Consider the following 24,214-nt stretch of genomic DNA (forward strand, 5'->3'; position numbering starts at 1 on the left):
ATTCCTATACCAAAGGAGGTACGAGGAAATGAACGAAGAATTAAAGCAGCAGATTTTGGACTACTTTAAAGAATCCGCATCGAAGCCTTTGTCTGTTCAAGAACTGGAAGATGAGCTTCAACTGGAGGACGGTGCAGGCTTCAGAGAGCTTATGAAGACGTTGAATGCTCTTGAAGAGGAAGGAGAATTGGTTCGGACAAGAAAGAACCGGTTCGGGCTTCCTGAAAAGATGAATCTGATCCGAGGGAGAATCCAGATGCACGCAAAGGGGTTCGCCTTTTTAATCCCGGATGAAGAGGACAAAGACGATGTCTATCTTCACCACTCTGATTTGCATTCTGCCATGAACAACGACAAGGTGCTCGTACGCATTGAAAAGAGAGACGAGCAAGGGCAGAGACCGGAAGGGACGGTCATCCGTATCTTGGAACGTGCCACGAATCGTGTGGTCGGAACATATGAGTCGAGCCGAAACTTCGGATTCGTAGTAGCAGATGATAAACGAATACCGAACGATATCTTCATTCCGAAGGGTCAGACGAATGGAGCGGTTGATGGTCACAAAGTGATTGTTGAGATCACGAAGTTCCCGGAAGAGCGTATGAGCGCAGAAGGGGAAATCATTGAGATTCTCGGTCACAAAAATGATCCGGGTATCGACATTATCTCGATTATTTATAAACACGGAATCAAAGTGGACTTCCCAGATGAAGTGCTGCAGCAGGCAGCTGAAACGCCTGATCAGATTTCAGAAGATGAAATCAAAAACCGCCGTGATTTGAGAGACGAGACGATTGTTACGATCGATGGCGCAGATGCCAAGGATTTGGACGATGCCGTAACCGTCAAAAAATTGGATAACGGTCACTTCAAATTAGGCGTTCACATTGCGGATGTCACGTATTATGTGGACGAGAACTCCCCGATTGATAAAGAAGCACGGGAACGCGCTACAAGTGTGTACTTAGTGGATCGGGTGATTCCGATGATTCCGCACCGTCTTTCGAATGGAATCTGTTCCTTGAACCCACAGGTGGACCGCCTTACGTTGTCGTGTGAAATGGAAATCGACCAGAACGGAGACGTTGTCGGTCACGAAATTTTCCAAAGTGTGATCAAGACGAATGAACGTATGACCTACAAGGATGTGAACAGCATTCTGGAAGATGAGGATGCGGAACTGATCGAGAAATACAAAGAGCTCGTGCCGATGTTCCGTGACATGGCTGGGCTTGCTAAAACGCTGAGAGAGAAGCGGATGCGCCGTGGTGCCATTGACTTTGATTTCAAAGAAGCCGGTGTTGTCGTCGATGAGGAAGGAAAAGCCGTAGACGTGCGCTTGCGTGAACGTTCAGTGGCAGAACGCTTGATTGAAGAATTCATGCTGGCTGCAAACGAAACGATTGCCGAGCACTTCCACTGGATGGAGGTTCCGTTCATTCACCGCGTCCACCAGGATCCGGATGAAGGCAAACTGCAGAACTTCTTTGAGTTCGTCGCAAATATGGGCTATGTCGTCAAAGGAACAGCAGATAACGTTCACCCACAGGCCCTTCAAAAGGTGCTGGAGGAAGTGAAGGGAACGCAGGAGGATATGATTATATCCAAGCTGATGCTTCGTTCCATGCAGCAGGCGAAATACGACCCACAGAGTCTTGGTCACTTTGGTCTTGCGACAGACTTCTATACGCACTTCACATCACCGATCCGACGTTATCCGGACTTGATCGTCCACCGTCTGATCCGCACTTATGTGGTGGAGAAGCAATTGGACGACCGTACGCAGAAGCACTGGAAGGATCAAATGCCTGAAATCGCCCGTCACTCTTCTGAAATGGAGCGTGCCGCTGTAGATGCGGAACGTGAAACCGATGACCTGAAGAAGGCTGAATTCATGCAGGATAAAATCGGTGAAGAATACGAAGGCGTCATCAGCTCTGTGACAAGCTTCGGTATGTTCGTCGAGCTGCCAAATACAGTGGAAGGTCTCGTTCACGTCAGCACGCTGACAGACGATTACTACCAATTCCATGAAAAGCAGTTTGCGATGATCGGGGAACGGACAGGGAACGTATTCAGGATCGGTGATGAAGTCACCATTCGAGTGACGAACGTAAACTTGGATGAACGCGTCGTGGACTTTGAGATTGACGGCATGAAACCGAGAAAAGAACGCCCTCGTAAAGACCGACCGAAGCAGGTTGATTCCAAGTCCCCAGACCGTAAAGTCCGGGATCGGAAAAAGAAGAAAAAGAAAAACAAGCAGAAAGGCAACAAGCCTTTTTACGCAAATAAAGGAGTCCCGAAAAAGGGACGCAAAAAGAAGAAGTAATGCTTGTAACGCAAGGGGTGAAGAGCCTCTTGCGTTTTTTCTGCACTCAAAACGGTCTTGAAAGATGATCTCACGACCGTTTCGGAAGTGGGGCATGATGAAAAACGTCTAGAGGATGAATCTCACAACCACTTCAGCAGGAGGAGGTTGCTGAAAACGACAAGAGAGATTGTCACGTCGATTTTGGTCAAAAAAAGTGCAGGGGAGCCATTCCCCTGCACATGTTCATCTATATTAGGCACTGACAGCACTTTTTACCTGCGCAACATCCTGCTCATTCAAGTAAGCAGCGGACTGATTGAAGTCGATTTCTACACAGCGGGACCACGTGCACAAGTCGCTTTCGTCAATCTGGTGATTGTTTTTCACTAATCCGTTCTCTTTCGAGCAGATTTGGTAAGAAACGAACAGCTTGTCTTTGACTAGTTCAGCATCGTGAGCGACAGAGACGATCGTCCAGCTATCCTTCGTCGTTTCGCCCCAATCATCCGCCAGCGTATCCTCAACAGATGGCTGGTAAATGTGTGGCTCATTATGGTCAAAAAACTGTAGACGTCCTTTTTCATCTTTGAAAATATACCCTTTGTCTTCCCAAGCTTTACGTGACAATGCATGTCCCTCATCCAATAGGCGAGCGGCAAATAAAAAGTTCATATTCATGTTCCTTTCTTCGCGTTAGAAATTTTTCCTTTAAGAATTTTATTCACGACGCCAAGCAATGTCAACGGTTGTCACAGAACCATCACAATGAAAAGGCTTTATTGAGGTGAAGGGGTAAAATCAGGCTCTCATCTCTGGTTGTTTTTAACAAAAGCCCCTCTCTATCCAACATAGTCGAGGGGCTTTCATTAAGGATTAATTTATCTTTGCCAGTTTCCATACAGGATCCATGGTTCTTGTACATCATATGCCGATAAGTCCGGGATATTCTTAAAACCTTGGTCGGAAAAGTCAATCCAGCAGCCTACGTTCTCAGGGTTGTTCTTCCAATGATCTTGAAGGGTTTCAAAGAATCCAGGCTGTTCATAATGGTCGTTCCAGAAATACTTCACATGGGAATAGTCATATTTTTTCGTGTCATTGCGGATGATGACAAATCGTTCCCGGTCCGGACTGACGTAAATGCTCGACTCTTCTACATACTCATCTGTAAACAGCGCTTGATCGTATGGGAACGGATAGTAGCACTCATAAGGGAACATGTCGAGCGCATTCGTCTGTAGAGAGTGGAGCAAGGCGTACTTTTCTTCGAGTGTTTCGACAGAATGCCATACAGGACCTGGGGTGTGTCCTGTGAGCTTATCAGGCTCCTGCAGCGTCAAGTAGTGAATGACCGGTCCTTGCTCGATGCCGAGCTTTTGTAAGACACGGCGTGCCGGGATGTTGCCTAAGTGCGTGTTGGCACCGATCCACTCCACATCAGGTACTTGTTTCAGGTGATCGACAATCGGTTGAAGAAGCTTTGTCGCATGCCCCTGCTTCTGAAAACGGCGGTCGCTGCGCAGGCGGCCGAGCATCGCGAATTTCTTTTGTCCGAATAAGCTGTATCCTGCAACGGCAAGCATCTGCCCGTCCTGGAACAAACCGAACAATTCATGTGTATCCGATTCGATCAGGCGGTCATATATACGGACAACATAATCGTCCTCGATCCCTGTTTCCATGGCGGTCAGGGCGGGTAAATCATCTATTGAAAGCATCTTGACGTGTGCGACTTGTTCCATTTGTATCGCTCTCCTCTAATTCGAACTTTTCCAAAATTATAGTCTCATATCACGAAAGAAAAAGTCCACAAAAATGGCTGATAGGGAGCAAATCGAGAACTGGCTGCTTTACCATTCGACCTCCTTCCTTGGAAAGAGAATCTGAGTGTAAGTCATTGTATAGGAAGGAAGGTTTCAATAAGGTACATCGTGAGATCCCGGAAGGCGAAGCTCACAGTACCCCAAGGAAAGCGATCGATTCCCCCGACCTCCTCGGTCTCCCAATCAGTAGTGGAAAACGAGAACGCAAGAGGATGAATTGGAAATCACGTCATCATTTGATAAAATAGAAGCTACGCAATAGAGGAGGAAGACCGTTATGCCAAGAGGACACGGGAAGACAATCGCACAAAACAAAAAAGCAAGACATGACTTTGCCATTGAAGAAACCTTTGAAGCTGGAATTGTGCTTCAAGGTACCGAAATCAAGTCGATCCGTAATGGAAGAATCAACTTGAAAGACAGCTTTGCCCGGATAAATAAGGGAGAAGTATTTTTGCACAATATGCATATTTCTCCATACGAGCAGGGTAATATTTACAACCATGAACCGACGCGCGCCCGCAAGCTTCTTCTGCATCGTAAAGAGATCAACCAGCTGATCGGCCAAACCCAGCAGAAAGGTTATTCGCTCGTGCCGTTGAAAGTTTACATTAAGAATGGTGTGGCGAAAGTGTTGATTGGACTTGGACGAGGTAAGAAGAAGTATGACAAGCGTGAAGATCTGAAACGCAAGCAGCAAAACCGCGAGATTGACCGCGCGATTAAGGACAGCTTACGTTAGACTTGAAATTCGTCATGATTGTGCTATAATATTAATTGTCGCTTGAAGCGGCACACGCACAAGAGCTTGACGCTCTGTTTTAATCCTAACGGGGACGTTACGGATTCGACGGGGATAGGTCGAGCTCGGGTCGCAAGTCGAGGCGACGACTCGTAAACCGTCATTTGCCTAAATATAACTGGCGAATCTAACGAAAACCTAGCTGTAGCTGCGTAAGTAGTCTATAGCTGATCCTTCCTGGTATCGCCCATGTGCTAGATGAAGGGTCTCAAACTGAAGTGGGCTACGCGTTCTTCCACCGCCTGAGGAAGGACGAAGAGACTAATCAGGCTAGCACCTTGGAAGCCTGTCGATAGGTCGAAGAGGCTGCGAAATATAATATATCGACTACGCTTGTAGAAGCCCGAGTGCCGATATCTCCGGACGTGGGTTCGACTCCCACCGTCTCCACCAATACATACTATTGGTGGTTTTTTTATGCCTTAAGGTTCTGTTTCTTAAAACTTTCTTCCACTTATCTAAAATAAATCGAGACCAAATCCAAGTAGAGAACTGGATTTGGTCTTTTTTTAGGAAATAAATCCCCTGTTGCATATATAAGCATATACTTATATACTGATTGTCGAGGTGATGTTATGGAGAAAGCTGCAATCGAGTTAGAAGCCACTGCCAGAACATTGAAGCTGTTAGGAGATAATACGAGACTTACTGTGATGGGTCTCTTGAAAGATAGTGAATGCTGTGTTTGTGAATTTGTTGAAGTTCTGAAAATGAGCCAGCCTTCCGTAAGCCAGCATCTGAGAAAGCTTAGAGATGCTGGACTTGTAAAAGAAAGAAGAAAAGGACAGTGGATTTTTTATTCGCTGAATACAGAACATGAAACATACCCGGTGATCAGGCACGTGTTAGAACAGATACCGGATCAAAAGGAAAAATTAAGAGCGTTGGAGGAAGCAGGATTGCGTATCCAATGCGACGTGTAGGGGGATTCATTTGAATTTGGCTATTATAGCAACGATTATTTTTGTACTTACTTTAATTTTTGTCATTTGGCAGCCGAAGAATTTAGGGATCGGTTGGTCTGCCTGTGCAGGGGCGATCCTTGCCTTGATCTTCGGAGTGGTAGATTTTCAGGATGTTCTTGAAGTAACGAATATCGTCTGGAATGCAACTCTTGCCTTTATCGCCATCATTATCATCTCTTTAATTCTTGATGAGATCGGGTTCTTCGAATGGGCGGCTCTTCATATGGCGCGTGTAGCTAAAGGGGACGGGAAGCGGATGTTCATCTACGTCACGCTGCTTGGAGCTGTTGTAGCTGCGTTGTTTGCAAACGATGGTGCCGCGCTGATTCTAACACCGATCGTCTTGGCGATGGTGCGTAATTTGAACTTCAAGGAAGCCATGATTTTACCCTTTATTATGGCAAGTGGCTTTATCGCGGATACGACCTCTTTACCTTTGATTGTGAGTAACTTGGTCAACATTGTATCAGCAGACTTCTTTGATATCGGATTTATCGAATATGCTTCACGTATGATCGTACCGAACTTTTTCTCATTAGGAGCAAGTATTCTTGTGTTGTTCATATTTTTCCGAAAAGATATTCCGAAACAGTATGACCTTTCGCAACTTAAAAAGCCGAAAGAGGCGATACAGGACCACAAGATGTTCCGCCTTTCCTGGGGAGTACTGGCGGTGCTACTAATCGGATACTTCGCGAGTGAGCCACTGCATATTCCGGTTTCCATCATCGCGGGGGTTGTTGCGATTTTCTTCTTGATGATGGCCAGGCGCAGTTCAGCTGTGAAAACGGGTGAAGTCATTAAAGGAGCTCCGTGGGCGATCGTCTTCTTCTCCATAGGAATGTATGTGGTCGTATACGGCCTTAGAAACGTAGGCTTAACGGATGTACTTGCGAGTATCATCCAGGCAACAGCCAATCAAGGGTTATTTGTTGGAACGATCTCAATGGGATTCATTGCAGCGATTCTATCTTCCATTATGAATAACATGCCTACTGTCATGATTGACGCTCTCGCCATCGCTGACACGAACACAACGGGTACGATGAGAGAGGCACTGATCTATGCCAATGTCATCGGCTCTGATTTAGGACCTAAGATTACGCCAATTGGTTCCTTAGCAACGTTGTTGTGGCTCCATGTCTTATCTCAAAAAGGGATGAAAATCTCTTGGGGATACTATTTTAAAGTCGGAGTGATTCTAACCGTTCCGACGTTGTTCATTACGTTAGTCGGCCTTTACTTATGGCTGCTAATTATATAATTATTTTTTGAATAAAGGAGAAATGAATCATGTCTAATAAACCAGTTATTTACTTTCTATGTACAGGGAACTCTTGCCGTAGTCAAATGGCAGAAGGGTTCGGAAAAAAATATTTAGGGGATAAATTTGATGTTCGTTCTGCTGGAATTGAAGCACACGGACTTAATCCGAATGCTGTTAAAGCGATGAAGGAAGTGGATGTAGATATTACAGACCAGACTTCTGACATCATCGATCCTGATATTTTAAATAACGCAGCCTTTGCGATCACGCTTTGTGGGGACGCGAATGATAAGTGCCCGATGACGCCAGCGCATGTTACCCGTTTCCACTGGGGATTCGATGACCCGGCTAAAGCAGAAGGAACAGATGAAGAGAAATGGGCTGTCTTCCAGCGTGTACGTGATCAGATTGCTGAGCGTATCAAGCAGTTTGCGGAAGAGCAATAAGAGTGAAGAGCCAAGGCAAGTTTTGCCTTGGCTCTTTTTTGTTGTAATTAAATCAAATTTTTTTGATTTAATAATTGACTTTTGCTTTTGGTAAATGTATCCTTTGATTTACATCAAAAAAAATTGATGAAAGGAGAGAACATCATATGAAGAAAGAAATACAAGCAACAGATGTGTCATTAGATCAAACATTCAGCATGTACAAGAACAAATTTAAAGCATTAGCTGATGAAAGAAGGCTCCATATCCTTCATGAGATCACCGAAGCTGGAGAGGTCTGCGTATGTGACTTATCAGAAAAGCTTCATCTTCCGCAATCCAAACTCTCTTACCATTTAAAGATTCTTGTTGATGCGAACCTCATCCACAAGGAGACACAAGGGACGTGGAGTTACTATAGGTTGAACCATGATGAAATGAATCACCTTTTATCTGAAGAGTTATGTTGTTTATTTAGAAAATAAATTTTTTTACTTAATACATCAAAAAAAATTGATTAAAGGGATGCTCATATGAATTCAGATTTAATTAAATTGAAACAGCAGGAAATGAAATCAACCATTTATCGATACCGTCAAACGGAAAAGAAAGTCAGGAGCCGTTCTTCTTTGTTCACTCGTCAGCCTGCCTTCCAACCTTTCTTGCAAGACAAACAAAAAGAAGTTTGCTGTTGCTGCTAGGTTTTATATTTTTTAATTCATTAATCAAAAAAATTGATTTAAAGGAGTGAGGGTATGGAAGAAGTGGTACATAGTTTCTTCAGTATTGCGCTGGAGCTTACACTGCTATTTGTAGGAGTATCATTTGCCATAAATTTATTGCAAGGATTTATTCCGTATAAACGAATGGAGGAGCTATTAGATAAAAGTCATCCTCTCGTTAGTGCCGGGATTGCTATTGGCTTTGCTTTTGTTACACCTTTTTGTTCCTGCTCCACAATACCGATTGTCGTCAATTTACTAAGAAATCGTGTCAGGTTCTCAATCGTCATGATATTCTTGTTTGCTTCACCTGTCTTAGACCTCACGATCCTCACCTTGATGACAGCGATTCTCGGCTGGAAAGTATCTTTAACATACTCGATCGTCACAATTGTGCTTTCGACTATAATCGGCTTCTCCTTGAGTGCACTGGGTTTCCGCGACCAATTGAAAAATGTGCTGGTCGAAAACTTCTCCTATCCTGAAACAAAGAAACTAAATATCAGATACGCTTTTTCGGAAACGTGGACGCTCATGAGGACAGTGTATCCATTCCTTTTGATCGGGGCAGGGATTGGCTCCATTATTCACGGCTCAATCCCAAGTGAATGGATTTCAACCTATATGGGAGGCGAGAACTGGTGGCTCGTTCCCATTGCGGCCATTATCGGGATCCCGTTATATATACGTTTGGCTACGATGATCCCTCTGTCGCAGATCTTAATTGCGAAAGGAATGGCGCTGGGTCCTGTTATGGCACTCATGATCGCTTCGGCGGGAGCGAGCTTGCCGGAGGTGACCCTGCTCCACAGTATCTTCAAACGAAAGTTAGTGTTTGCGTTTGTCACTTCCGTTCTTATGATGTCTACAATCTCGGGATTCTTATTTTATCTTATTTAAAAGGAGTGCATGGATATGAATTGGTTAAGAAAATGGCTAGGGTCGAAAGAAGAGAAGGATTGCTGTAAAGTGCAGATCAAAGAAGTAGAGGGTAAAGGGAGGGAAGAGAACAATGAAAGTGAGACGGGTGGACCTCGAACAAGGTAAGGAACTCCTGATCAAGTTTCAAAAAGATACGGAAAGAATAAGCGTTGGAACAGACGAACACTTTAATAAGGTTGATTACTCAAAAAGGATTGAAAGAAGGCTTCTTCAACAACAGTAAGAACAAAATTGGCTCATGGCGAAGAGAATTTAACTTACATTCGTTTTGTGACTTCTGATATAAGACGTATGTAACTAGCCGTAAAAACTTGACAAAGCTCAGCCATGCCAAAAAGTAATCCTCTACCTTTTGGCGTGGCTGACTAAATAGTTGAACAGCTCATGGTTCTGATGTGTAACCAAATCATAAGATTCATAAATCTCACTTTGAACAAGTGGCTCATTGAGAAAACGGACTGCCATGAGAGAAGGGATCTTTTCTTTGAGAGCTTCGGGGAGATGCTCCACGTCTCTTGTGTGTGTTCCGGTAACGATCAATTTACGAATGGCAGAATCTGAGAAGTAATCCGATAGATCTTCCAAAGGCAGCTCATTTAAGTCATTGACTTCGATTAAATCGACTTTGTATCCGGTGGAAAGAAGAAGGTCAGCTAAGATGTGAGTGCGGATTTCGCCTTTCTCTCCCACTGATAGTAGCATGATAGCCTCTTGTTCCGTCGTAATGGCCTGACTGTATTCATTGCTTTTGATTCCCATAATTCTTCTCAGCTTAGGAAGAGCGAGAAGACGTTGCGACCGTTTGACTTCTTTATTCCTCTCCTTTTGTTCCATCTCTTTAACAGCTTTCGTGAAGAGATTCTCAAACACTTCTTCAATTTGATAGCCATCCTCAAGTTCAGAAAGGGATTGTAGTGCGCGGTTGTCGTCTTCATAAAGTAGTGATTGGATAAAACGATTCCAATTCCGCTCATCTATGGTATCTTTCTTCTCATCCCAGCTCACGATTTCTTCAATGTATAAAGACTGATCCACAGGGAGTTGGAACGTTTTATCTTCTATTCTTATCGTACTGAGTGTCGGAAGCGAATGGGTAACCTCTATGACCTCTCCAATTTGTCTGTCACTTAGTCGAACTAAGGATTTGGCAGGGAAGATCTTCAATGTATTGATAAATGTATAAAGCATCCGCTGATCATAGTCTTCCTGTTCAGATAACAGGATGGTCAGGGCTTTCGGTGCACTGAAGGCATCACGATAGGGACGGTCCAGTGTGAGGGCAGAATACACATCAATGATCATGAGTAGTCGGAGCGGATCGGAAAAATGATCGACGTCCTCGTGCAGCTGATCAGGATAGCCGCTTCCTTTCAATTTTTCATGATGCGAGCGGGCGAGGTTCAGGTTTTCCAACTCGAACCCTTCTTCATCCAATAAGTTCTGACCTTTTATAGTGTGGTTCTGAATCATATCGAATTCATATTCTGTAAGCTTTGTCTGCTTCTTCAGCACGTCCCCCGGTACCTGCAGTTTCCCGATATCATGAAGAAGGCAGCTGGTCGCAAAGGATTCAATATCCTCTTTCAAAACCTTCCTTCCTATAAAATAGCCTAGAATGAAGACATCCAGAGAATGGGTGAAGGTATATTCGTCATGGTGGAAGAGGTTCATCAGTAAGCGCTTGACGCTTGGTCTTTTTAAGACGTTGATAAAGAGGTTTTGTGCTTCCTTTAATGTCTGAGTCGGTTTTAATAACTCCCCGTATCTTGTCTCTTTTACAAACTTCACGATCTCCTGGTGAAAAAGCTTGCGAAGGAACCTTTCTTCCTGTGATTCCTCTTTTTGTTTATTCTTCTCAACCTGATTAGGAGGCGGTTCTGGATCTGAGGTATCGGTTACTGAAATTAATTCGATCTTCCAGTTTATAAATTTGTTGATATGCTGGTTGGATATTTTCGTTCCTTTGGGTAGGACAAGTGTGTTGTTACGATAGAGGTCCTCGGCTAAAATATGGTCCGTGGACAACTCTTTTGGATGTAATTTTAGACTCATGATACATTCTCCTAAAGGTATTGATACTTCCTCAATCAGTACCCTTAGCGATTGTTTTTCATGCGAGAAACAACGTGGCGTCTAGCCACATTTTTTCTTGCGGTTAATTCGATGAGCGGATTAAAGGCAGCGTCATGCATCTTATACCTCCACCGCCTTTTTCAAGTTCGTCGATTTCAACTTCGATCAGTTTATGCTTTTTCAGTACTTCATGGTGTTTTAGTATCTTTTTGTTCATTTTCGAGCTGACCAGAAGCGTCTCTGGATTCAGGTTCAAGAAGTTCAAGTCTGGGAGTGTGCTTTTGACCGAGTCTGTCCATACCGGTTCGATTCCGTGTCTTTGCAAGAAGTCTCCTAGCATGAAATATTGTCCTCCTGTACGGGTAAGAACGCGGACGGGGAAATAACGCATGTAAGCTTTGGCAAGAAAATGACTGGCTCCCACCATATTGGCGTTCATATCTAAATGCATCGTATCTGCCCGCCTTGGGAGGTCGATGGCTGCGACTTCGTTAAATCCTGCTTCAAAAAGTGTATGCTGTACGGCTTCCACGCTCTCCATGCTGCTTCTCATGCCTACATTGATAAGGACAGCATCTTGGTTCAAGACGTACACATCCCCGAATTCAAGGGCTTTCCATTTCTCATTCTTGATGATCTGGAAGCAGTCCCTCGGGAACCATCTTTCAAATAATTTGTGGGATAAAATGTACTCCGGTTGTCTCATGGAAGTCGCGGCTTCCCCGGGGATGACCGTTTTTCCACATACCCCAGCCAAGTCCCGGGTGAACAGCCTGTTGATCAATTGACTGTGAAAGGGTTGATCCTGCGTGCTGATTTCGGTGGAGTAATCGATGACCAATGCCCCTGATTCTTTCATGGCCTCTATCATGTTTCGGTGTTGATGCTCGGCTTTCTGATAATCAAACGGTTTTGCCCATTGGACGTCTTCAGCGGTTTGTTGGTCGGGCACGTCTAATGGGGCAGGAGAGCAGACGAGTACCGCCTCGAGTTCATCATGCTCATTAAAGCAGCTTGGTCTAATTTCCATGATTCCAACTCCTCACTATGGTTATGTCACATATTCTCTCCCCTTTTTCCCACACTAAACGAAAAGGAGAGGTGAACGTGGAAGAAAAAGGACTGTCTTGGTGGAAGCTCTCGCTGATCGGAGTCGGCTGCATGATCGGGACCGGGTATTTTCTCGGCTCGAGTCTAGCTGTCCAGCAGGCGGGGGCATCGGTGTTATTCGTCTATTTCATTGCGGGCATCATCACATGGTTCGTGTTTCAGGCACTGGCTAAGATGACGGCGGATCATGTGGAGAAAGGGTCATTCAGAACGTATGCAAAGCAGGCGTTTGGTCCGTGGGCAGGTTTCAGCAACGGGTGGATGTACTGGTCTGGAGAAGTGCTCATTATGGGGAGTCAGCTTACGGCTCTGGCCATTTTCGCGAAATTTTGGTTCCCTTCTGTACCGGTTTGGATTTTTGCGTCTATTTTCTCCCTGGCAGGGCTTGCAGTGCTTTATTTAGGTGTGAAAAAGGTCGAGGATATGGAAAACATATTCGGTCTCATGAAGGCGGCTGCGATTGTCATGTTTATAGGGCTTGGGTCTGCTGTTCTCTTTGGGTGGATCAACATTCAAGACCCGGCTTTCAAGGTACAGACCATGGACTTCGGAACAGGAGAGTGGACCGGTATCTTGGTCGCATTATTGTATGCCTTTTATGCATTCGGAGGAATAGAAGTGATGGGCTTGATGGCAGGAGAATTGAGAGACCCGAAGGAAGTAGAAAAGTCGGGACGGATTATGATTTTACTTCTTACGGGGTTGTACTTGGTCTCGTTTTACCTAGTCGTAAAACTTGCTCCAGTTGAAGAGATCGATACGGAGGAGAGTCCTTTTTTAACGGCATTGAAGACGGTGGATTGGGGATGGGTATCTCATGGGTTCAACGGTGTTCTGATTATTGCCGGGTTTTCGACGATGGTCGCTTCCTTGTATGCGGTAACGGTTATGGCTTCAACGTTGGCAGAAGAAGGGGACGCGCCTGCCTTCTTAAAGAATAAAGGTGATCGCAACATCCCGCTTCCTGCTTTTTTACTGACGACATCCATGGTTGCGGCTTCTGTCGTATTGGCGCTCTTATTACCAGATAAAATTTTTGCCTATATTACCACCGCAGCAGGACTCATGCTGCTATACAACTGGCTGTTCATCTTGTTTTCTTATCGTAAGCTGATGAATGTGCGAGGCGTAAGCAGCCTGAAAGTTTGGATCGGCGCAGGAGCTCTCTTACTCGGTGTGATCGGCACATGGTTTGATAAAACGAGCCGGACAGGGCTTTGGGTAAGTTTCGCCTTTCTTGCTGTGATTGCTGCCGCTACGTTAGTCAAACAAAGAAGGAATCAACGTTGAATCCGGTTCATCCTATTCATAAACGGGCACTTTGGAGGAGTGTTCTCATCATCCGCTAAAAAATATTGCTCCCACTCCAGGTTGTCATTTTGTCCGTACCATTTAAGAGATGGATGAGGTGGGCGGGAGTCATAGTCTTCGAGTCGCTTTCGAATGGCTGATTTCAGTTTTCTTCCGTAAGCCGTGCCATCATGTATATCCTCAAATACCCACCTTGGCTGGAGGGCGATTAAGAAGTGGGGGAACTGGCGGCTTTTCCTTTTTTCGTGAGCAGGTGTTGCACAGAAAATGAAGTAAGGTTCCCCGTCGAAGCAGAACTCCCATGAAGAATCGTCAGGGTTTGGGGAAACATGCTCAGGCCAAGGTGCTTGATCGAGTTCATGGATGCGCTGAATCAATGACCAGAAAACAGACTGATAGTGGTCAATCGTTGTTTCTGAAGAAAAGGATCGTGTGTCAAAAAACACCACAAGTGAGGCGTAGGGACCTGTTTCTCGTGATATTCTCCCGTAATCCTTGAGTAAATCTGCGAATTGTTCGGCGGCCTGTTCAGAACGGGGGTCACCCGTGAATCCGAAGCGGAGGGAATCTTGAAGAAACCCCTGGACCCCGGGGACACAAGGATAAGGCGCTGTTCGATCGGTCATCATATGAGCAAAATAGTCATAGGCGGACTGCTGCCATGATTGGAGAAGACTATTCTCAGTTTCCAAAGAGGTTTTGGTGAATAAACTCAAAACCGCTCCCTCCTCTACACGTTGTCACGTTATCGTATGAAGGAGCGGGCATTAGGTGTATGTCTAACTAATCAGCTGATTCAGAGCCTGAAAACCGAAATACACTCCGAATCCGATCAGGATAATGCCTGAGACAATAGAAATCCACTGAAGGAATGCTGGACTCACCCATTTTCTTGCCCCGGCAGCAGCAGAAGCCATGGTGAGATCCCACGCCATAATGCCGATGAAAATGGCACCACTGTACAAAAGAAGCTGGCGGCCTTCGTAATTCTCTGCGGTTTGAGCAAGCATGGATCCATATATGCCGAGCCAGAACAATAGATTCAACGGGTTGGAAATTGCCAGTAGAAACCCTGATAGGAATGACCTTCTTCTAGGTTCCCTCGCTAAGCCTTCAGCTGAAGGGGACGGAGCAGACGCCTTCACGATACTTTCAATTCCCGTATAGCATAGGACGAAGAACCCGAACGCAAAGAGAAAGGTTTGGATAAAGGGACGATCCAGCCAATTTGAAATACCGAAAAATATCATGAGCATCATCAGAGCGTCAGCGATCATCGCTCCAAGACCGATCAACCATGCATGTATGAAACCGAAGCGGATGCCTTTATCGAGTTGTGCCGCGTTGATGGGTCCCATAGGTGCTGATAGAGTGACCCCGAGTAATATATAACTTAGTAACACTGCCATCTGTTCTCCCCCTTTACCCATTCTCTTTCTACTATATCTTAAAAAGGACGAGCTTATGAAAAAAAGATGGAAGTCCGTTTCATTGGACTTCCATCTTTTTGTTAGTGCATAGGGTTGTTCGGGTTTGTTTGGGCAGGTGCTTCTGTGTAGCTTTGGAGCATAGCGTTCATATCCTGTGCGTTCAGCTGTGGTACTTGATAGTAGCCGTGTTTGTTTTGATATAAGAAGGTTTCGTAGCTCATCTCGATAAAGTTCGGAATGCTGTCTGCGATGACACGTCTCAGAACAGGGTTCGTCATTTCAAGAGATGTCATGGAAAGAAGGGAAGCGAGTGATTTCGTCTGACCCAGCATGTAGGCGGAAAGCCCTTTGTCCGACAGGTCGCTGACGGATTGGTTCGGCTTCTTCGGCTGTCCAGGCTTCACTCCATATACGGCATCGTTGTTCTGCGTCATTTTGTACTGCTGGGTAGGTGTTGCAGGATCCTGTCCACTTGAGAAGCTGTGGACAATCGTGTTGTACGTTTGTGTAACAAAATCGGATTGACGCTTCAGAATGTCTTTCAGTTCAGGATCTTGAATGTGCTGATCATACATTTGGTATTGATCGAGCAAGCTGATCATACCGGCGATGACTTCGTGTGCGTCAAACAGTTCATGACCCCCGTGGTTTTGATTCATCATAGGCTGTTGGTTCTGTTGGTTAGCGGGTTGTTGTTGATTCTGCATGAAAATCCTCCTCTAATGTTATACGTCTTCATCTTTCCCTAAGGAAGGAGAATCATGTGCTTCATTGAAAACGTTATAATATATTCACACAAAAATGTCGATTCATGTTAAGCTGAGGTATATGAGTGAATTTTCAAACAATAGGAGGCGTAGGGTTGAAAATATTAAGTTATCGACATGTGACATCGGTGGATTCGGTGAAAGAAAATCGCTGCGAAAGAAAAGTCCTTCAGGTGATTGTGGACGACGCAGAAGAGTTTGCTTTAATGGCTAAATCAAATGGACTGGAATTAGAAGGGCCATTCGTCCAGGAAGACAAACGCGTTTACACTTTGACAGCACATGATCGTATGCCCGTTACGATTCATTCAGAAAAATGACACTTTTGATACATAAATAGAAAAGGGATTCATGATAAAATTGAGGGAAAGAGGATCGAAAGGGAGACTCAGAAATGACAACTTGGGGAAGAAAGTTATTTGTAATACTCGTATCTGTATTGACGCTGGGACTCTATATCCCGCCAACCTATGCTGCTGATGCACCAGAAAATAAAGAAATCGCACCTCAAGAGCCTGAAGAACAGGGCAGGGAAGCGTTTATTGAGGAATCTGTGCAAACAGAACAGGACGAGCTGACTGAAGACATCCCTCTGACGGCTGACGATTATGTCCATCAAATGAAAGAACAGGCAAAAGAACAAACCCTGACAAAAATGGGACCGCGTATTATCCAGAAAGTAGATCGTGACATGACGGAAGAGATCTTACCAAAGATTGAGGAAATCGTGGATTCTATCCTGGATGAAGTAGGGGAGGACGAGCTTCCTTACTATGAAATTACAGAAGAACTCACGCCAGGTTATGGGGAGAAGATCTTCACAGTGATCAATCATCATACAGGCGAAGAACTAGCCCGCTTTGATGTGAGAAGAGACAAGAGACCTGGGGACGGTTACTGGTTCAACTTCCACTATCACTTACAAGAAGACAATTTTGCTAAACACCATGCGATTGGTGAAATCTATTGGGAAAAGAATACACCACCTAAGTGGATGTCATAGAAGATGAGGGCGATTGAATCAATCGCCCTCATTTTTTTGGCTTCTGTGAGATTCACCCCAGTCGTGCATGGCTTCGAGGATAGGAAGAAGCGTCTTTCCTTCCTCCGTCATCGAATATTCGACTTTCGGTGGGATCTCATCATATTGCTTCCGCTGAATGAATCCATCTTCTTCTAATTCCTTCAACTGTTGACTCAACATCTTGTGTGCTACACCTGGAAGCAGCCTTCGCAGTTCGTTGTAGCGGTGTGTCCCATCCATGCCAAGATGCCATAAGATCACGCTCTTCCACTTTCCGCCGATTTTTCTTAATGTATATTCAATCGAGCATTTCAACTTTCCGTTTTCATCGACAGGCGTTTGATCCATAGATTATCTCTCCTTACTAACCTTTACGTTAGTTTCTCACAAAAAAGTGCATTCTTTCGCTACTTATCGTAAGCGTGTAAGATAAAAGCGTCAAATCATTTACAAGGAGGAATTGCACATGCAACCTTATCCAAGAAGTTTTTCTCATATTGGTTTATCCGTTCCAGATCTTGATGAAGCCGTGAAATTTTATACAGAAGTATTCGGGTGGTACACCTTAATGGAACCGTCTATGGTGTATAACGACGATACGCCAGTCGGGCAGATGTGTCGTGATGTCTTCGGCAATGACTGGGAAGAGTTCAGAATCGCCCACTTGTCTACAGGGGACCGCATTGGAGTAGAATTATTCGAGTTCGGTCATAATGAAAAGCCGGAGGATAATTTCGAGTATTGGAAGACAGGCATTTTCCATTACTGTATCCAAGATCCCGACATCGAAGGAATCGTTGAAAAAATCAAAGCTTACGGCGGTAAGCAGAGAATGCCGATCCGTGAGTATTATCCAGATGAAAAGCCATATAAAATGGTGTATGTGGAAGATCCGTTTGGAAATGTATTCGAGATCTATACGCATAGTTATGAGCTGACGTATTCCAAAGGGGCTTATTAATCAATATAGAGTTTTACTGGAAGGGGGAGTTCGGTTTGTGGCTGAGCTCCCTACTTATTGAATTAAGGCTGTGTTTGGTCTTGATTCAGTGATGAAGCATCTTTTGTGGCAAGTCTTTTCTTTGAAGTGGCCGTAGCAGGGGTGATCTTTTCATAGCCTGAAGCTTTCGATAATCCAAATGGAGGCATGTTGACGTAGATGCCTTCGCGGTTCTCTTTTGGCACGATATAGGTCTCGTGATAAATGCCTACAGAACCGTTTGTTCCGATCCTTCTATTGAAGTTCTTCCATGCATGAAGGTGTTGGTGGCCTTTGGCATAAGCGGACAATTCTTCATAAGAGCGCCAGTACTGAACGAGCATCACTGTTCGACCGAAAAACATTTCAGTTGATAAGAAGCCGAGGCTTTTGTTGATGTACAATTCTTTAATCATCCCGGGCATGGCACTGAAAACGGGCAGCCATTTATGAACCGCCCACCACTTATTCACACGCATCCCGATAATAAACACGACAACATCCCCTTCATGGGCATCCGTGAAACGCTCAGCAATGACCTTCTTCATCGTTTCTCCTCCTTAAAAGCTCTTATGGTATCTTCACTCCACTCAATGGCGGCATAGGTCGTACGTTTTCCGTAATCCAACGTGAACAGCCAGTACATCGCATCTTCATCGTCTTGATGATTGCTGCGGATCATCTCTTCAATCGCCTGATAATTCGTATAGACGCTTTGCAGGTTCTGGTGATAGTTCTTGAGTAATTCAAGGGTGTTCGAGCGGTCCTGGTGACGGCTGAAAAACAATTTCAAAAGCCATTCGTTCTTTTCCTTAGGAATGCTTTCCAAGGGTTCAGCGAGCCAGGCGTGAAGAGCTTCCTTGCCTTTGTCGGTCAGGTGGTATTCTTTTTTGTCTGGTTTGTCTTCCTGCGCATGCTCTTGTACAGAGGCCAGTCCTTCATCTACGAGTTTTTTTAAAGTAGGGTAGATTTGTCCGTAACTGATTTTCCAGAAGTGATTCAAAGATGTGTCGATCATCTGTTTAATGGAATAGCCTGATCGGCATCCTGTAGTCAGTACGCCGAGAATGGCGAATTTCGTATGGTTCGTTGTCATATCTTCATCACCTATATCTAATTGATATATATCATCTTACTATATATGATAAACCTACTTGAGCCTGAAGGCAATACGCAAAACCGATCGGAGCGTATTAAAAGGTGTGCCCTGGACAAGGGAGGGAATGAGGAAGGAAACAAAATGTTGAAGGTGGGATTGTGATGAAGAATGTTTTAGTAACGGGGGCAAACCGAGGGATCGGATTCGAGGCTGCCCGGCAGCTGGCAGAAGCAGGGTTTAAAGTCTGGCTTGGAGCAAGAGACGAGGAAAAAGGCAAGAAGGCGTCGTCAATACTGCAGGATGAAGGGTTAGAGGTTCATTCCATTTTTTGTGATGTCGCTCAACCCGATCGAATAGGGGGTCTTAAAGAACACATATTAGCGGAGGACGGAAAGCTCGACGTATTAATCAATAATGCCGGAATCTTCCCTGATAAAAAGCAGTCGATCCTCGATGTAGACACTGTGACCTTCGAGGACATTCAGTTGGTCAACTACTTCGGTCCTTACTTTCTTATGCAGGCTTTCCTTCCCGTTATGTTGGAGAATAACTACGGAAGAGTGGTCAATCTTGGGGCGGAAATGGGCGTCAGCTCAGCGATGGATGCTCCAATGGCGGGCGCCTATAAAGCATCGAAGTACAGCTTGAATGCTTTGACCCGTTTGTTCGCAGGTTCAACACGACGAAAGAATGTCAAGGTCAATTCAGTGAGCCCAGGGTGGGTGAAAACAGACCTTGGAGGCGAAAAAGCGAAGCGGGAACCGAGCGAGGCTATGGAAGGGATTCTCTGGCTTTCTCAGCTTGATGAGGACGGCCCGAATGGGAAGTTCTTCCGAGATCGGGAAGAGCTGTCCTTCTAGAAAAAAGAGCTGCGCGTGGCAGCTCTTACATTTGTTATTGATGAGCCATTCGGTGAACGTGTGCATAGGCATCCTCATAGACGAAAGGGGTATCCGGACATTCAAGCTTTTTCGAAGTAATGACGGACAGTTTGTTCACTAACTTGGATAACGCTGCTTCCTCGACTTCGCTGACACTGAATTGCACGCCATAATCATACGTATCGTATTTCATTTCGTTTTTCCACATGATTTGTCCTTGAACATTCAGAGTCTGTCCTAATAAACTCAACTCGAACTGAATTTTCACATCTGGACGAACCGGTATATTAAGCGCAGAGACAAATTTCAACCCGCCTATACTTAAGTCTTTCATCAGTACTTCTGTGAAGCCGACATCTACGTCTTTTCCGCGTACCTGTGTCAATTTCATTCTCGTTCTGACGGGTGAGTCGAACTGCACCCTGTAATGCTCCCGCTGTTCTACATCGGGTTTGATCGGTGCAGGGCATGGCAGGATTTTCCCAGATTCCAAAAGGTCGAATATTTCGTCTGCAGGCTTCGGTTTTGAATATAAATAGCCTTGGATTTCATGGCAGTCCTTCTGGGTCAGGAAGGTCAGCTGTCTTCTCGTTTCGACTCCCTCTGCAACGACCGTCAGCTTCATGGCATGGGCAAGGAAAATAACCGTCGACACCAATTGCTCTTCCTTATTGGTATGAGTATCCTTCTGGGTTGTTCCAATCTGATCGATAAAGCTTTTATCAATTTTGATCGTATCAATCGGGAAATCTTTAATGTAGCTTAATGAAGAATAGCCTGTCCCAAAATCATCAAGGGCGATTTTTACACCTAGAGCTCTTAGCTCGTTAAAGCACTGAATCAGCTGTTCGTGATTCTTTAACAACGTCGTTTCCGTAACCTCTACTTCCAGCCACTTCCCATTTAGATTATGAGAGTGTAAAGATTCCTTCACGGCTTTCATGAAGTTCTTGTCAAGAAAGCAGCTTGGTGAGACATTGACAGAGATGATGCGATAGGGAAGCCCGGCCTCGTGCCATTCATGAAGCTGTCGGCAGGCCTCTTCCACTACGAAGACTGTTAAATCAGAAATCAAGTAACTTTCTTCAGCAAGTGAAATGAATTCATTCGGGGTCACAATCCCCCACGTCGGGTGCTCCCAACGTATCAACGCTTCGAGCCCTGCAATCGTGTGATTCGCGGGTCTTACCTTTGGTTGATAATATAAAATCAGTTCTTTGTTTTGAATAGCATGCCGTAAATCCTTCTCCAACTCATATCGCTTCTGGGCGAAAAGGTCATTGGACTGGTGGTAAACCTGCATATTTGAAAAATCCAGTTCTTTTGCCCTTTGCAGAGCCAAGCCTGATAGCTGCAGCAGTTTGCTCGCATGCTCGGAGTCATTCGGAAAGAAGCTGACGCCCATCCGCACTTCAACAATAAGTTCAAAATGGCTCACTTGGAAGGACGGTTCAATTTTTTCCAAAATGTCCTGGGTGACTTGGTAGACGTCTTCCTCGTTCTCGAAATCACGTATCATAAGCGCAAATGTACCTCCACCAACTCTTGCTGTATATACTTCTTCAGACAGGACCTCTTGGATTCGATGCGCCATCTGTCTCAGGATTCCGTCCCCGACATTAAATCCAAGTGTTTCATTAATAGAAGCCAGTCTTTTCAGATCAAGGTAGATAAAGCTGAATGGTCGATCAGGTTCCTTCGACCACTCTTCCATTGTTTGATAGCAGTGCAGACGGTTGTGTAAACCTGTTAAATAATCATGGGTAGCATTGTATTCAATGATCGCTTTCATCGCTTTCGATTCCGTAATGTCACGGACGCAGCCGAATAGTTGATACAGGTTTCCCTTTTTATCTAATTTGGGAATGCACTCAGATTCGACCCAGATGATGTTTCCATTCTTGTGGTGGATCCGGTGCTCATAACAAACGGACTCGCCAGCTTGTAATTTTTTATAATGCTCATCAATTTTATCTTGGTCTTCATCGGGAACATGGTCATTCCATAGGTTCGGGTTTTCGATAAATTCTTGATGAGAGACTCCATAAATGTTCTCAATGCCCCCTGAAACGTACAAAAAGCGGTTCGTTTTTACATCTAAGTTCCATACGACACCGTTTAAGTGGTCGTGCATATTTTTGAGTTGAGAAATATCAAAGTTAAGGTCGTCCTCTAATTCTCTTTGGACAGTCGTGTTTTCTGCGATACCGATTAATTTATGATGGCAGTCGTCTGACATAAAGGTACGCCAAACCGCTCTTATATATTGCTTGCCCTGCTCAGAGTAGTTGATGGAAAACTCTTTTGAAAACGTGTCTTGACTGGATATGGATTGATAGGTCAGTTGGATGAACTCATCATAGTCATCTTTATGAATAAGAGAGTAAATATCAGAAATATTGAGGCGGGAGGCTGTATCCTTGGGTACATAGAACATGTTGTAGAAGCTTTTCGTACCTTTTATATCACCGGTGGTAAAATCACATTCCCATGAACTTAGTCGGATGGTCGGCTTGGGAGGAGGCTGTACGATCTTATTGAAGTGCAAATTTTCTTGAGACAGTTTTGACTTGCTGCAATCTTTAATGACGATGCATGCGCCGATTGTGGAGTGTTCGAATTCAATCGGTGTACAATCAAAGTGTAGGTGCAAAGAGTCTTTTTGTTTCGTTTTAACCAGAAGGTCGAGTGAGACGGGATGGCCGTTAAGGGCTTTACTGATCATAAGCAGGTATTTGTAATGGTCATTCCGGCTTAAGTATGTTCCGAGTTTACCTGACAAATCGCTGTGATAACCGAGCAGATGATTAAGGTTCTGATTGTACCTTACGATCCGAGACTCCTTATCAAGGATATAGGTGATTTCCTGATGCTTTTTAAATGCAGAAGCATACATGTTCAGTACTTCAAGATCTCGTTTAGGATCATGTTTAGAGCGGCTGAGTAAGGTCTGAATCAAGGATCGGTTGCCCAGCATACGTTCACAGCCCTTCAGGTGGTATTTATGGATCAGGTAAATTAGACTATTCACCCTCCATATTCCCACATATGATGTAGAAATTACAAGTATATTAGCATATTGAGTAGAAAAATAAAAAAGCTCAGCAGATTTTGCTGAACTTTTCATTAACGATTCGATTCAATTTATTAATACGTTGTTAATGTTTCTCATCTCCAATGATTCGAACTTCTCTTTCTAACTCTACACCGAATTTTTCTCGGACTGTCTTCTGTACGTGTTCGATCAGTGAGATGTAATCAGATGTGGTAGCATCGTCCTTATTGACAATGAAACCTGCGTGTTTGGTGGACACTTCCGCACCGCCTATATTGGTCCCTTGCAGGTCGCTGTCTTGAATGAGTTTGCCTGCAAAATATCCCGGTGGGCGCTTGAACACGCTGCCGCATGACGGGTATTCCAGTGGCTGCTTGGATTCCCGCTTGTGAGTCAAATCATCCATGACTGCTTTAATCTCTTCGAATGAAGCAGGTTTCAGGTGGAAGGTAGCCTCTACCACGATATCTCCTCGCTCAGGGATGTTGCTGGTCCGGTAATCCAGATCCAATTCAGAAGCTTCACGCTTTACGAGATTTCCGTCTCGATCGACCACGAGGGCATGGTCGAGGACGTCCTTGACTTCTCCCCCGTAGGCTCCTGCATTCATATACAAGGCTCCGCCGACAGTCCCCGGAATTCCACATGCAAATTCGAGCCCGGATAGGTTCTGACGTAGAGCATATCTCGAAGCATCAATGATTCTGGATCCACTTTGAGCGACGACTGAATGCCCGTCACACGTAATCTGATTCAAGTGTTTTAAGTTGATGACAATACCACGAATGCCGCCATCTCGAATGATCAAGTTCGATCCGTTCCCGAGAAGGGTGAACGGGATGTGGTCTTCCTTGGCAAGCTTGACGACATGCTGTACTTCTTCATATGAAGTCGGAGTGATGAAAAAGTCTGCTTTTCCACCTAGTTTGGTGTACAAGTGGTCCTTCAGCATTTCATCGACTTTGACATTTTCTTTTTGAACAAGTTCCATCAGTTTATGATAAATCTTTTCTTTGCTTTTCATAACACCAATCCTATTTGAGTTGTTTTTTCTTCACGCTGCTTAGTCACGGATGTAAAGAATCCGCCTTTTATGCTTATAGTATGTGTATTTTTGTCAGAAAGTTCGTTTACGCCTTTTATATTTTATCATATTTCTAACGAAAGTGACGGGAGGAATTGGTGGGATAACTTTTCTCTTATGTCGCATAGTAAGCGTGTAGGG

Annotated in this window: 26 protein-coding genes and 1 other RNA gene; 15 read left to right on the plus strand and 12 right to left on the minus strand. The window is 44.6% G+C overall.

Going from position 1 to position 24,214, the window contains the following annotated elements:
* Positions 1-28 precede the first annotated feature (28 nt).
* Positions 29-2,332 (plus strand): ribonuclease R, encoded by a 2,304-nt coding sequence (gene rnr, locus LCM20_RS13790; RefSeq protein ID WP_225196060.1) that lies wholly within the window; start codon positions 29-31, stop codon positions 2,330-2,332.
* A 234-nt stretch (positions 2,333-2,566) separates the two neighbouring features.
* Here the strand turns inward: rnr and LCM20_RS13795 are convergent, their stop codons facing one another.
* Positions 2,567-2,986 carry a DUF2829 domain-containing protein gene (locus LCM20_RS13795; protein WP_225196061.1) on the minus strand — a complete coding sequence of 140 codons (420 nt, stop codon included), beginning with the start codon at positions 2,984-2,986 and terminating at the stop codon, positions 2,567-2,569.
* Positions 2,987-3,192: 206 nt separating this feature from the next.
* Entirely contained in the window at positions 3,193-4,056 is an 864-nt protein-coding gene (locus LCM20_RS13800; protein WP_225196062.1) for a GNAT family N-acetyltransferase, read from the minus strand.
* A 358-nt stretch (positions 4,057-4,414) separates the two neighbouring features.
* Here LCM20_RS13800 and smpB point away from each other — a divergent pair, with 358 nt between their 5' ends.
* The 9 genes from smpB to LCM20_RS20105 all read left to right on the plus strand — a co-directional run bounded on the left by smpB (position 4,415) and on the right by LCM20_RS20105 (position 9,365).
* Complete coding sequence (gene smpB / locus LCM20_RS13805; RefSeq protein ID WP_225196063.1) at positions 4,415-4,879, plus strand: SsrA-binding protein SmpB; 465 nt, start codon at positions 4,415-4,417, stop codon at positions 4,877-4,879.
* A 90-nt stretch (positions 4,880-4,969) separates the two neighbouring features.
* Positions 4,970-5,332, plus strand: a transfer-messenger RNA (tmRNA) gene (gene ssrA / locus LCM20_RS13810).
* 182 nt (positions 5,333-5,514) lie between these two features.
* A complete protein-coding gene (locus LCM20_RS13815) occupies positions 5,515-5,862 on the plus strand; it encodes an ArsR/SmtB family transcription factor (protein ID WP_225196064.1) in 348 nt (115 codons plus the stop codon).
* Between the two features lie 10 nt (positions 5,863-5,872).
* On the plus strand, positions 5,873-7,168 hold the full coding sequence (locus LCM20_RS13820; protein WP_225196065.1) for an arsenic transporter: 1,296 nt from the start codon (positions 5,873-5,875) through the stop codon (positions 7,166-7,168).
* 29 nt (positions 7,169-7,197) lie between these two features.
* Positions 7,198-7,617: an arsenate reductase (thioredoxin) gene (gene arsC, locus LCM20_RS13825; protein ID WP_225196066.1), complete on the plus strand. Its 420-nt coding sequence runs from the start codon at positions 7,198-7,200 to the stop codon at positions 7,615-7,617.
* 146 nt (positions 7,618-7,763) lie between these two features.
* Complete coding sequence (locus LCM20_RS13830) at positions 7,764-8,081, plus strand: ArsR/SmtB family transcription factor (RefSeq protein WP_225196067.1); 318 nt, start codon at positions 7,764-7,766, stop codon at positions 8,079-8,081.
* 48 nt (positions 8,082-8,129) lie between these two features.
* Entirely contained in the window at positions 8,130-8,297 is a 168-nt protein-coding gene (locus tag LCM20_RS13835) for a hypothetical protein (protein WP_225196068.1), read from the plus strand.
* 54 nt (positions 8,298-8,351) lie between these two features.
* Complete coding sequence (locus LCM20_RS13840) at positions 8,352-9,218, plus strand: permease (RefSeq protein ID WP_225196069.1); 867 nt, start codon at positions 8,352-8,354, stop codon at positions 9,216-9,218.
* A 15-nt stretch (positions 9,219-9,233) separates the two neighbouring features.
* Positions 9,234-9,365 (plus strand): hypothetical protein, encoded by a 132-nt coding sequence (locus LCM20_RS20105; RefSeq protein ID WP_263622103.1) that lies wholly within the window; start codon positions 9,234-9,236, stop codon positions 9,363-9,365.
* Between the two features lie 240 nt (positions 9,366-9,605).
* On the opposite strand, the gene LCM20_RS13845 is transcribed toward LCM20_RS20105, so the two are convergent.
* Both LCM20_RS13845 and LCM20_RS13850 read right to left on the minus strand, forming a co-directional pair.
* Positions 9,606-11,312, minus strand: coding sequence for an HD-GYP domain-containing protein (locus LCM20_RS13845; protein WP_225196070.1), 1,707 nt, complete (start codon positions 11,310-11,312; stop codon positions 9,606-9,608).
* 103 nt (positions 11,313-11,415) lie between these two features.
* Positions 11,416-12,363, minus strand: a complete 948-nt coding sequence (locus tag LCM20_RS13850; protein ID WP_225196071.1) for an arginine deiminase family protein — start codon at positions 12,361-12,363, stop codon at positions 11,416-11,418.
* Positions 12,364-12,440: 77 nt separating this feature from the next.
* Here LCM20_RS13850 and LCM20_RS13855 point away from each other — a divergent pair, with 77 nt between their 5' ends.
* The gene (locus tag LCM20_RS13855) at positions 12,441-13,733 is read left to right on the plus strand and encodes an amino acid permease (RefSeq protein ID WP_225196072.1); all 1,293 of its coding nucleotides are present in this window, start codon (positions 12,441-12,443) and stop codon (positions 13,731-13,733) included.
* Here LCM20_RS13855 and LCM20_RS13860 read toward each other — a convergent pair.
* The 3 genes from LCM20_RS13860 to LCM20_RS13870 form a co-directional block, all read right to left on the minus strand.
* Positions 13,724-14,446: a YqcI/YcgG family protein gene (locus LCM20_RS13860; RefSeq protein ID WP_225196073.1), complete on the minus strand. Its 723-nt coding sequence runs from the start codon at positions 14,444-14,446 to the stop codon at positions 13,724-13,726. The two genes, LCM20_RS13855 and LCM20_RS13860, sit on opposite strands and share 10 nt — an antisense overlap.
* Before the next feature lie 87 nt (positions 14,447-14,533).
* On the minus strand, positions 14,534-15,163 hold the full coding sequence (locus LCM20_RS13865) for a LysE family transporter (RefSeq protein WP_225196074.1): 630 nt from the start codon (positions 15,161-15,163) through the stop codon (positions 14,534-14,536).
* A 101-nt stretch (positions 15,164-15,264) separates the two neighbouring features.
* Positions 15,265-15,891, minus strand: a complete 627-nt coding sequence (locus tag LCM20_RS13870) for a spore coat protein (protein ID WP_225196075.1) — start codon at positions 15,889-15,891, stop codon at positions 15,265-15,267.
* Between the two features lie 155 nt (positions 15,892-16,046).
* Here LCM20_RS13870 and LCM20_RS13875 point away from each other — a divergent pair, with 155 nt between their 5' ends.
* Positions 16,047-16,271 (plus strand): hypothetical protein, encoded by a 225-nt coding sequence (locus tag LCM20_RS13875; RefSeq protein WP_225196076.1) that lies wholly within the window; start codon positions 16,047-16,049, stop codon positions 16,269-16,271.
* Positions 16,272-16,345: 74 nt separating this feature from the next.
* Positions 16,346-16,954: a YpjP family protein gene (locus LCM20_RS13880; protein ID WP_225196077.1), complete on the plus strand. Its 609-nt coding sequence runs from the start codon at positions 16,346-16,348 to the stop codon at positions 16,952-16,954.
* 18 nt (positions 16,955-16,972) lie between these two features.
* On the opposite strand, the gene LCM20_RS13885 is transcribed toward LCM20_RS13880, so the two are convergent.
* Positions 16,973-17,323: a winged helix-turn-helix transcriptional regulator gene (locus tag LCM20_RS13885; protein ID WP_225196078.1), complete on the minus strand. Its 351-nt coding sequence runs from the start codon at positions 17,321-17,323 to the stop codon at positions 16,973-16,975.
* A 118-nt stretch (positions 17,324-17,441) separates the two neighbouring features.
* Between LCM20_RS13885 and LCM20_RS13890 the strand changes: the two genes are divergently transcribed.
* Complete coding sequence (locus LCM20_RS13890; protein WP_225196079.1) at positions 17,442-17,936, plus strand: lactoylglutathione lyase family protein; 495 nt, start codon at positions 17,442-17,444, stop codon at positions 17,934-17,936.
* A gap of 62 nt (positions 17,937-17,998) precedes the next feature.
* On the opposite strand, the gene LCM20_RS13895 is transcribed toward LCM20_RS13890, so the two are convergent.
* Together LCM20_RS13895 and LCM20_RS13900 are read right to left on the minus strand one after the other, a co-directional pair.
* Complete coding sequence (locus LCM20_RS13895) at positions 17,999-18,502, minus strand: DUF4188 domain-containing protein (protein WP_225196080.1); 504 nt, start codon at positions 18,500-18,502, stop codon at positions 17,999-18,001.
* The gene (locus tag LCM20_RS13900) at positions 18,499-19,050 is read right to left on the minus strand and encodes a PadR family transcriptional regulator (protein WP_225196081.1); all 552 of its coding nucleotides are present in this window, start codon (positions 19,048-19,050) and stop codon (positions 18,499-18,501) included. The genes LCM20_RS13895 and LCM20_RS13900 overlap by 4 nt, the downstream gene beginning before the upstream one ends.
* A gap of 164 nt (positions 19,051-19,214) precedes the next feature.
* On the opposite strand from LCM20_RS13900, the gene LCM20_RS13905 reads away from it, so the two are divergent.
* A complete protein-coding gene (locus LCM20_RS13905; RefSeq protein WP_225196082.1) occupies positions 19,215-19,913 on the plus strand; it encodes an SDR family NAD(P)-dependent oxidoreductase in 699 nt (232 codons plus the stop codon).
* A 34-nt stretch (positions 19,914-19,947) separates the two neighbouring features.
* On the opposite strand, the gene LCM20_RS13910 is transcribed toward LCM20_RS13905, so the two are convergent.
* Positions 19,948-22,965, minus strand: coding sequence for an EAL domain-containing protein (locus LCM20_RS13910; RefSeq protein WP_225196083.1), 3,018 nt, complete (start codon positions 22,963-22,965; stop codon positions 19,948-19,950).
* 127 nt (positions 22,966-23,092) lie between these two features.
* Positions 23,093-24,013: a UDP-N-acetylmuramate dehydrogenase gene (gene murB, locus LCM20_RS13915; protein ID WP_225196084.1), complete on the minus strand. Its 921-nt coding sequence runs from the start codon at positions 24,011-24,013 to the stop codon at positions 23,093-23,095.
* Positions 24,014-24,214 lie beyond the last annotated feature (201 nt).

This window comes from Halobacillus litoralis, from assembly GCF_020171725.1.
Classification (GTDB): Bacteria; Bacillota; Bacilli; order Bacillales; family Halobacillaceae; genus Halobacillus; species Halobacillus litoralis_F.